11 protein-coding genes are annotated in these 10,311 nt (G+C 37.9%); all 11 read left to right on the top strand.

From position 1 onward, the window contains the following. The first annotated feature begins 90 nt into the window (after positions 1 to 90). Positions 91 to 852 (top strand): class I SAM-dependent methyltransferase, encoded by a 762-nt coding sequence (locus WC906_04265; GenBank protein MFA5777628.1) that lies wholly within the window; start codon positions 91 to 93, stop codon positions 850 to 852. After that, positions 849 to 1,928 carry a glycosyltransferase gene (locus WC906_04260; protein ID MFA5777627.1) on the top strand — a complete coding sequence of 360 codons (1,080 nt, stop codon included), beginning with the start codon at positions 849 to 851 and terminating at the stop codon, positions 1,926 to 1,928. Before WC906_04265 ends, WC906_04260 begins: the two co-directional genes overlap by 4 nt. A gap of 4 nt (positions 1,929 to 1,932) precedes the next feature. Then, the gene (locus WC906_04255) at positions 1,933 to 2,472 is read left to right on the top strand and encodes a hypothetical protein (protein ID MFA5777626.1); all 540 of its coding nucleotides are present in this window, start codon (positions 1,933 to 1,935) and stop codon (positions 2,470 to 2,472) included. Beyond that, complete coding sequence (locus tag WC906_04250; protein ID MFA5777625.1) at positions 2,396 to 3,847, top strand: hypothetical protein; 1,452 nt, start codon at positions 2,396 to 2,398, stop codon at positions 3,845 to 3,847. The genes WC906_04255 and WC906_04250 overlap by 77 nt, the downstream gene beginning before the upstream one ends. A 60-nt stretch (positions 3,848 to 3,907) precedes the next feature. Continuing rightward, complete coding sequence (locus tag WC906_04245; GenBank protein ID MFA5777624.1) at positions 3,908 to 6,103, top strand: phage portal protein; 2,196 nt, start codon at positions 3,908 to 3,910, stop codon at positions 6,101 to 6,103. Between the two features lie 18 nt (positions 6,104 to 6,121). Continuing rightward, entirely contained in the window at positions 6,122 to 6,988 is an 867-nt protein-coding gene (locus WC906_04240) for an HK97 family phage prohead protease (protein MFA5777623.1), read from the top strand. A 27-nt stretch (positions 6,989 to 7,015) separates the two neighbouring features. Continuing rightward, a complete protein-coding gene (locus WC906_04235; GenBank protein ID MFA5777622.1) occupies positions 7,016 to 8,158 on the top strand; it encodes a phage major capsid protein in 1,143 nt (380 codons plus the stop codon). A gap of 69 nt (positions 8,159 to 8,227) precedes the next feature. Next, positions 8,228 to 9,586 carry a glycosyltransferase family 2 protein gene (locus tag WC906_04230; GenBank protein MFA5777621.1) on the top strand — a complete coding sequence of 453 codons (1,359 nt, stop codon included), beginning with the start codon at positions 8,228 to 8,230 and terminating at the stop codon, positions 9,584 to 9,586. A gap of 18 nt (positions 9,587 to 9,604) precedes the next feature. After that, positions 9,605 to 9,862, top strand: coding sequence for a hypothetical protein (locus WC906_04225; GenBank protein ID MFA5777620.1), 258 nt, complete (start codon positions 9,605 to 9,607; stop codon positions 9,860 to 9,862). Positions 9,863 to 9,933: 71 nt separating this feature from the next. Continuing rightward, on the top strand, positions 9,934 to 10,116 hold the full coding sequence (locus tag WC906_04220; GenBank protein MFA5777619.1) for a hypothetical protein: 183 nt from the start codon (positions 9,934 to 9,936) through the stop codon (positions 10,114 to 10,116). 4 nt (positions 10,117 to 10,120) lie between these two features. Then, on the top strand, positions 10,121 to 10,311 hold a 191-nt coding region (locus tag WC906_04215; GenBank protein MFA5777618.1), incomplete at its 3' end, for a hypothetical protein.

Below are 10,311 nucleotides of genomic sequence, written 5' to 3'. Positions count from 1 at the left end.
ATGCGTTGAGGCTTTGGAGGATTTGCAAAAAGCATTAGAAGTTGACACGGGATTAAAACGTATAGTGATTTTGTTTTTCAAATTAATAAAATGAAACTCGATAGAAAAATAAAAATAGAGGTTGCTCCGGGCAGATCATTTTTGGGGATTTTTATAGAAGAGGAAAAGGATATGCTCACATTCATTTGGCACAGGGAGTATAGCAAGGTTGAAATATTTGATTATTATTGCGATAATATTGAGGAATTTGAAAAAGAAATAGCAAGGAGAATAAAAATTAAACATTTAAAAAAAACTATGGAACTAAAACATTGGACGGACAAATTGGAGGGCGGACTATTAAAGCGCTACGAAGAAATGTTTGCAGATTTGAGGGATAAGGAAATTAAGTATTTGGAGGTGGGAGTTTTGAAAGGCGGATCAATCGAGTGGGCGCAAAAGTTTTTTCCAAAAGGAAAAATTGTGGGAGCGGATATTCATTTTACAGAGGAAGCGGAAGATTTGGCGGAAAAGGAAAGAATTACATTCAGAGAGGTTGACCAAAAAGAAGTAGCTACTATGCAGGAAATTGGAAAAGAATTTGGAGAGTTCGACATTATCATTGACGACGGAAGCCATAGGAAAGATTTGACACTAAATACATTCAGCGCTTTGTGGAAATACGTCAAGAGTGGAGGCTGGTACATAATCGAAGATTGGAGCGCTGGATATTCACATTCTCCCGAACACAAACAATACGAGGGAATGGTGGAATTAGTATCACAAATAATGATTGACAGAGGTAAGCACGGGATTAGCAATATCAAGATAGAATATGAGAAAAAATCCTTTGCTGCTTTTAGGAAATTATGAAAATTGCAATAGTAGTTTTCAATTTGAGCCAGATAGGCGGAATAGCTACAAGGGCTTGTTCCACTAACAATTTATTGAAAGGACTAGGGCATACTTGCCACACTTTCAAAATTTTTGATGCAAAAAAGAATTTCAAAATTAAAGAGCCAAAAATAATAGGCAAGGGAAAGAATTTTAAAATAGAATGTGGAGAATTGAGCATACACGTCGACAAGATAAAGGAAACAATGAGAATATTGGACGGGTATGATTATATTATATTCACACACCCTTGTCCGCACGGATCAGAAAACAACTTATGGAGATTATTGTATAGGACGAAGCCTAAAAAAATAGTTACAGTAAGCGATATTTATTGGAACGATTATTACAGAGAATTTGACGATATGATTCCCTATGTTGATAAATTTATTGCAAACAATGGAACTATAAGAAAATTCCTACTAGAAAAGAAAAAAATAAAAGCAGAAGAATTATTACAACCTTTTTATTTCAAAGACAGGGGATTGAATGAAGATGAAAAAGAAAATTTGATAGTTTGGACAAATCAATGGAGGGGTTGGAAAGGAATAAAACACGCCTTGGAAGCGACTAGACTGCAAGAATACAATTATGAGTTTTATGGAGTTGGAAGAGAGTATTACAATTTTTCAAAAAGGAAAGATGTAAAAGAATTTATACGGAATGATTTTGTTTCAAATAAAAAAGGAAATGGTTGCGTTGACATTATGGGATTTGTTGGGTATGACGATATCCCAAAAATATTAAAGAGGGCAAAGATGTCGTTTGACCTAACGGGATTAAGCGAAAAGTATTACGGTCATTTTAATCGGACTACACTAGAGGGAATGTATTTTGGTTGCGTTGCTATTGTTTGGGACACTATGATAAAAAATAGCAAAATTCCAAAAGAATGTGTTATAGTTGCAGAAAGAGGAAACATAATTGATTTGGCTAAAAAGATTAAATATTATAGTGAACACGAAAAGGAAAGACTGGCTATTGCAAAAAATGCGTATGCTTTTATAAACAAATACATTGATTTAAAAAAGATAGAAAAACAATATTTATTTTAAAAATATGAGTACAACGAAAAATAACAAAAAAGAACGCTGGGAGGAAATTAGCAAAGGTTTGAAACTTTGGGAAATTGAATTTATAAAATTAAAAACTCTTGGCTACAAATACGAAGAAATTGCAGACAGATTGAGAAAAGGTTTTAGAGGAAAAAAATTTAGTGATGTTGTTTTAAGACAGCTTATTTACAAAGACGGGAGATTGAATGAACACTACAACGCTTATTACGAATTGGCTGCGGAGGAAAGTTTGGAAGAGGGAAAGCGTATTTTGGAAAATGCAACAAGCAGTGCTGCTATGACGCAAGTAAATTTATTGAACAAAGTTTATCAGGGAAATGTAAGGCTCGGAGCGTCAAAGGAAATTCTTGATAGAACACTTGGAAGAGCAACACAACCCGTAGATATTAAAGACGACAGAATGATGCAAGAGCTTGAGGAAAAAGTAAATAGTATTTTTGAAGACAATGGAAACACTACACGAATTGCTAACAGAATTAAAAATCCAAAACGAGGAACTAGCAAGGGCAAAAAAACTAGCTGATTTATTTACGGTTGACGGAAAGAAAGGAAGCGAGGCGTTGACGGAGGGTCAACTGGAAATATTTTATGCAATATGTTTTAGACCTTGGAATAGAATAAACATTGTTAGTTGCACTCAGTATGGAAAATCATTGACAGTAGCACTGGCTTGTATAGTCATAACTTGTTTACAAGGAAAGAGAGTGGCGGTATTGGCGCCGACAAATCCGAAAACAAAATTGATAATGCGATATTATTTGGAACATCTTGGGGATAGTCCTCTTTTTTATAAAGAACTGGAAGCGAATACGAAACTGGAAAGACTGCGACAAGAGGAAAGCAAGGACAGAATTATTTTAAGAAATAACGGGGGAATTTACACAGTGTCAGCTCAGGCAGGAAATTCAAAGAAAGGAATTGAGAGCGCAATGGGCGAGGGCGCAGACATTGTAATAATAGATGAGGCTTGTTTAATTCCGGACGAAATAGAAGCGACAATATTCCGTATGATTTCAGGAAAAGGAATACTGGCTTGTTATATTAAAATCGGGAATCCTTTTTACAGCAATCCGCCATACGAGCATTTTTACAAATCGACATACAATCCATTTTATTTGCAAATTTTTATTGACTACCAACAAGCATTAAGAGAGGGGCGCTACACTCAGGAATTTATTGACGAGGCAATAGGAAAGCCGATGTTCGATGTTTTATACGAATGCAAATTTCCAGCGCCGAATGAAATTGACGAAAAAGGATACAGAAGATTATTGACACTTCCGCAGATCAGAAAGGCAATGGTAAAAATTCTTCCGGACTTTTTATATGGCAGGTTTAGACTGGGAGCGGATATTGGGCGAGGTGGAAATTACAATGCCTATGTTGGCAGGGACGATAAATATATGTGGCTTCACGGAAAAAACAAGAGCAATGACACAATGACAAACGTGCGAGAAATAAAAGATGCTGAGGCTGATGTGAGCTTCATAGACGACACGGGAGTTGGTGGGGGCGTTACGGACAGATGCGTAGAGTTGAGCATACCAGTGGTCGCTGTGGGGCTTGGAGAGAGCGCCAGTGATAAGAACAGGTGGAGTAATTTGCGAAGTGAGCTATTTTTCAATTTTAGGCAGTGGATTTTGCAAGGTGGAAAATTAGAGGAGGCAGAACATTGGCTAGTCCTTTACGAAATAAAATGGAAAGTAGATAGCGGAAGCAGATTTAAAATTGAGCCGAAAGACGATATGATGAAAAGAGCAAGAGCGCAACTGACAAGGTTGGGTTCTACCAGTCCAGATGTTATTGATGCAGGGAGTTTGACATTTGCGGAAGAAAAAAGACCGACAGTCGAAGTCATTGGCGACGACGATGAGGAAGATAACATTGACGATATTTGAAATAATTAGTAAAATATAGATATCAATAATTGTCTAGGGGTTAAGCGATATCAAAAAAATATGGGAATACTACAAAAACTCTTACAGGGTTTTAAAGAAAAGTTATTGCTTGGGAGTTCGTTTATTTCCGGCATAGAAGTTCCAGCTCCACAGACAAAAGATTACTTGGAAAGTTTTAGAGCCAGTTCATTGGTTCACTCTTGCACGAAAAAAATCGGGGAGAAAATGTCCACGATAGAATTTGAGTTATATCAACTCAGAGGATTAAAAGCGAAAGAATTGGAACAGCACGAAATTTATGACCTGTTATCAAATCCAAATCCAATAATGACAGGATCACAACTTCAAGAAATTACTTCTATTTATTTATCACTGCTTGGGCAGTGCTATTGGTATAAGGCAAGAAATGGAGTAGGGAAAGTTATCGAACTTTGGCTAATGCGACCAGACTTGACAAAAATAGTTCCGGCTGCTGACGGGAGTATTGCGTATTACAAATTCACAAACGGTGGAAAGGAACAAAGATTTCCAGCCGAAGATGTTATTCACTTCAAAGAGCCTGACCCTCTTTCAGATTATTACGGCTACGGCGCAGTTCAGTCCGTAATGGAAACAATAAGGTCAGACGTGTATGCCAAAAAATGGAACACAAGATTTTTTTACAATTCAGCTAGACCAGATGCTGTATTGACTACACAATCAAAAATTGGAAAAGACGATAGAGAAGAAATTAAAAATAATTGGGTTAGAAAATACGGAGGCTGGGAAAATGCCAGTCGTGTTGCAGTTCTTTCGCACGGGCTCGATTACAAACAAGTATCTGTCAATCAGAAAGATATGGATTTTGCAAATATGCGAATTGCAAATCGGGACGATATTTTAATGGCACTCGGAACAAGCAAAGCGGTTATGGCAATTACGGACGATGTGAGCAGAGCCAATGCTGATGCTGGGCTGTATGTTTTCCTTTCGGAAACTATCAGACCGAAAATGGAAAAAATAACAGATGTTTTGAATGTGAGATTAGTTCCTGAATTTGGAGAAGATTTATTGTTAATGAGTTTAGACCCGACACCTGACGACGATGCTGCGAAAGACGACCACTACACAAAGGCGCACAACAAATGGTTGACTACGAATGAGATCAGAATGGAAGAGGGCTATGACCCGATAGACGGGGGAGATTATATTTATCAGGCTTTGAATTTAATGCCAATGGGTTCTGATGTTGCGCCAACTTCTGGCGACGAAAAATCTATTGTTAAAATGGGAAGTGTTGCGGTTATGAAAATTGGCGGAGATGTGAAAGCTAAAGATTTTTATGATAAGAAGAAAGAAATAAAACTGAAAGCTATTTACAAACGGGCAATGCGCGGTAGAAAAACTTTGAGGCTTAGAGAGAGTTTGATAAACCAGATTACTATTGAAGTTGTCAAAACTATAAAAAAGATTGCAGTTGAAAATGCAGAAAAGAAAGTCGAGGACAAAGAAAAATATACGCAAGAGCAAAGAGAAGTTTTGTGGCACGAATTTGATAAAAGCATTACTGGTTGGGAAAAGAAATTTAAAAGCATAGTGCAAAAACTTTTCGAGGAACAAAGAGAGAGAGCGCTAGAGGCTTTGAAAAAATCAGGACTTGGAAAATCTGTCAAGGGCAGTGATTTGGAATTGCTTAATTTTGAAAAAGAGGTTAAAATATTTGTAAAGAGAGCCACGCCAGTGATTACGGATATTGTGAAAGAGGCTGGGGAAAATGCTATGGCGCAGGTTGGCGAAAAATCTATCAAAAAAGATTTCGATATAAGCGACCCGACTACCGCAGAATTTATTAAAATGAAGTCCACGAAATTTGCGGAAGAAGTCAACGAAACAACTATTGACAAAGTTAAAAATACTTTAGCCGAGGGAGTGCTAGAGGGAGAGAGTATAAAAGATTTGGCGAAGCGAGTGGTGCAAGTTTACGAATTGAGAATTTTAAGCAGTTCTAAAACTATTGCAAGAACGGAAGTGCTATCAGCCAATAATGCAGGTTCTACATTCGGCTACGAACAAAGCGGAGTAGTTGACCAAAAAGAATGGTTGGCAACCCTCGACAGTAAGTGCAGAGCCTCCCACGCTGGGGCTGACGGGCAGAAAGTGGACTTAGACAAGAAGTTTAAGGTTGACGGGGAAGAACTCTCTTATCCGGGCGACCCTGAGGGAAGTGCTGGAAATATAATCAACTGCAGGTGCACAGTCCTGCCAGTAATTAAATAATTATTTTAATTTAAGAATATGAAAATCGAAGAGAAATATTTTGGGCTAGGGGAAATAGTTTTTAAAGGGGTAAATGAAGACGGAACTTTTGAAGCCGTCATTTCTGGTATTAAGACGGATAGATACGGAGATACCATTGACCCTGCTGGTTGGGAACTCAAAGCGTTCAACAAAAATCCAGTTATACTTTGGGCGCACGATCACTACACCCCGACAATCGGACGGGCTACAAAGACTTGGGTAGAGGGAAAGGAATTGAAAATGAAAGGCGAGTTTGCGCCGACACCTTTTGCGCAAGAGATTAAGACCCTTGCCGAAAATGGATTTCTTAGAGCATTTTCAGTTGGGTTCAGACCATTGGATTATAAATTCAATGATAGCGGAGTGGACTTTTTGAAACAGGAATTATTGGAAGTAAGTTGGGTAAATGTTCCGGCATACGCAGAGGCATTATTGACTGGGGCGAAGCAAATGAAGTGCGGATTGGTTATGAAGTCGATATTAGATTTGCAGAAAAATATAAAGAATGATAAAATTGAAGAAGAAAAAAAAGACGGAGAGGAAGAAGAAAAAGTTATTTTCACAAAAAGCGAATTAGAAAAATTTAAGAAAGACATTGAAGTAAAAGCAGGAAAAGTATTGAGTAAGAAAAATCGTGATTTAATATCTAGTGCAATCGGGGCTATGGAAGCTGCGCTAACTCCACTAAATGATTTGTTGGAAGCTACTAATGAATCAGCTGACGACAAGTCCGGAGTAAATGCAGAACAAGGTCGAACAAAAGCTACCGAGGCAGAAAAAGCTCCCGAGCTGGACTCTGCGACACTTGCGAAAATTGCGAACAAGGCAATAGAATCGCTATTGCTAAATTTGAGGAAGAAGTAGGGGATTTAATAATTAAGATTTATTAGTATGGAATTTACAAAAGAACAACTCGAAGCCATTGGTGCTTCCGTTGGCGATGCTGTTTCCAAAAAAATGGAAGAGATAAAATCTATCGTCAAGGAAGAAACTAAAGGCGACGAAAAAATTATCAAGGACATAAAGGAAATTGGAGAAAAATCTATAATGAAAGTTGAAAGAGTGAAAGCTCCTTTCGTTCAGTTGGGAAGTGAAATGGAAAAGTTTTGCGATAACTTCAAGACTCTTTTAATGGGAGGAACTATTGACAAAGCTGCTTTTAACGAAACGACTGATGCAGACGGAGGTTATACTGTTCCGGTAGAATTGGAAGCTTCTATTTTGAGTTATATCGAAGAAGAAGCAATCGTAAGACCTAGAGCGACCATTATCAAAATGAAGTCCGATGTTTGGAAGAGTGGAAAACTTGACCAATCAGCGAGTCAGTTTGGTGGTGTTGTTGTTTCTTGGGTTGGAGAATCTGAAACGACTACGGATAAGAAATTCACACTTACTCAGATTTCCTTGACTGCCAAAAAGATGCTTATGCTCACAACCGAATCGAGAGAAATTTTGTCAGACAGCAATATTGACTTTGCGAACTATGTTGTCAATATTTTCGGAAGAGCTGCTGCATATTTCGAGGATCAGGAATTTTTGACTGGTGTTGGTGGAGCTCACCCGAACGGAATTTTGGTTGACGGAGATATCGCTGTTATAAACCGAGAAGTAGCCGATCAGATTTCAGGCAAAGACATTAACGATATGTTCTATGCTTTGAAACCTGTATTCAGAAAGAAAGCTGTATGGATTGGTAGCACTGGCGCTATCCAATACATTGACGGATTGACTGTAAGCACAACCGACAAACGTCCTTTGCTATCAGAATCTTTGAAGTCCGAGGCTGCCGTTACTTTGAAAGGTAAGCCGTTCATTGAAACTGAAAAATGTTCTGACTTGGGAGATAAAGGAGATTTGGCATTCGTTGATTTCAGCTGGTATTACATTGGAGATAGAGAGGGCATTACCGTTGACGCTTCGATTCACGATAGATTCAGATACGACGAAATTACCATTCGTTTGGTCAAGAGAGTTGACGGCGATATGGCGATGAAGCAAGCTGCTGTTATTCTTGATGTTCCGTCCGCCTACTAAGTAAAACTAAATAACTTAATTTAGGGGGCTGGGGCGAGTTGAAAAACACTCGCCCCGTCGCAAAAGCATATGAAAGAATTAATTTCTGTAATAATTCCAAATAGGGCAGGAGAAAAAAACGAAACCTTACCTTATTTGAAAAAACAAACCTATAAGAATTTGCAAATAATAGAAGTGATAGATAAAGACGGGAAAGGTGCAAGTTGGGCTAGGAATACAGGATATAAAAAAGCGAAAGGAAAGTTCATATTTTTTTGCGACAATGACTTGGCGCTAGAAAAAGACTGCATAGAAAATTTATACAAGGCGCTAAAAGAAAATAAGGAAGCGAGCTGGGCGTTTGGAAGATTCACTATTGATAGTGTTGAGTTCAATAAAAACAAAGGCGCTATTCCGGAAGATAAATGGAGCGAGGCATACCTAGAATGGTTTTGCGGAATTAGCACAATGTCATTGATACGGGCGGAAGTCAATCCAGTATTTGACGAAAAGCGAGATAGATTTAATGACTGGGATTTATGGATAAGAATTACACGGGCGGGATTCAAGCCAGTATTTGTGGATAAGATTTTATTCAAAACAAAAAACAGACCGCACGGAATTTCAATGGGAAAAAACCATCAAGACGCTAAAAAAGAATTATTTGAAAAACATTTGAAAATTAAGATAGCGGATATAGTTATCCCACACCACGATCAGCATAAATATTTGTGGGGTTGCCTAGAAAGAATATCGAATAGGAATTTTAACATAATAATTGTTTCCGGCGGAACATTCGCCGAGAATTGCAATAAGGGCGCAAGGATAGCAACGACTGATAACATTATATTTCTAAACGATGATACAGAGCCGATAGAAGATGTTTTAAAGGCAATGGTTGAGGACGATTCGGATATTACGGGAGTAGCGCAGTTCATTCCAGAATTAAGAAATACATTTTACGGGATAGGACACAATCGAGAGAATAATATGAAAGCATTTTTGTCCGCGTATTTGGTAGATGTAGATGTGCCGTCAGGATATTGTTTTAAAGTCAAGCGCAAGGCGTGGGAAAAACTGGGAGGACTGAATGAGATATTTAAAAACGGGTGCGAGGATAGAGATTTATTTTTACGGGCAAATGAAATGGGAATGACATTCGGATATGTAGAAAATCCAATGATACATTTTCTAAGCAAGAGTGAGGGAAGATTCAACTACGCTGGAAAAATGGAAGAACTTGCGGAAAAAATGTGGGGAAAGAAATTGCCGAAAATGAAATTTCAAAGAGAGAAAAAATCAAGCAGATTAGATAAAGTGAATTTTTTAACAAAGTTTGTTGCAAAGACAAAGTTCTACTATAAAGGGAAGCTATACGGTGAGGGGAACGAGGTCGATGTAGCTTTAGAAGATAAGGAGTTGCTAAGAAAAAAGGGGTGTATTAATTAATTTTTTAATATAAAAACTATGACAAAAGCAATAGTCATTAGCAAGTTCTATCTTGGAGGAACTTTGCAAGAGAAAGGAAGTGTTGTCGAATTAACTCCGGAGCAATTTGACACACTAACAAAAAAGAATTGTGTTAAGGAATGTAGCAAATCGGAGCAAATGAGAATAGCCGAGCAAATGAAGCCGAAGAAAGAAGAAAGGATAGAGGACAGAGAAATTACGAAAGCGCCAGTGGACAGAATGCTACGACCCCGAAAGCGATCAGCGAGAAAATAAGGTTGACGACTGGGGTAGTTCTCCTTTCGTTCTGCCCCAGTTGATATAATAATTAATTTAAGTTTACAAATATGAGCGAAGAAAAAATGGTATCAATCTTCAATCCTTTCGCCAATGCTTACTGCCAAGTGAAGTTGAGCGTTGCGCAAAAGTTTTTGGAGGGAGTTGATGAAATTAAACAGCGAGTCGAGGCTGTTGAAGTAGAGGAAGCCAAAGACAAGGCTTACAACGAATCATTAAAAAAGGTAAAATAATAATATGGATAAAGGATTAAGAGAAAAGGGCAATTGGAAAGCGACTTGGTTATTGGAAAAATTTGCTAATGATGAAGACGTAAAACTTGGAAAGGCGTTTGAAAGAAAAGAAATTGACAGTAACATTTTAGTCAATGCAGGTATAAACGCTTTGACAACTTTGTTGGCAGGTGGTGGAGGAACTAATTTTGGAAA

This window comes from Parcubacteria group bacterium, from assembly GCA_041657845.1.
GTDB lineage: Bacteria > Patescibacteriota > Minisyncoccia > Moranbacterales > JAKLHP01 > JAKLHP01.
The sequence above is the reverse complement of the archived record's forward strand: the minus strand, read 5'-3'. Positions and strand labels throughout refer to the sequence as shown.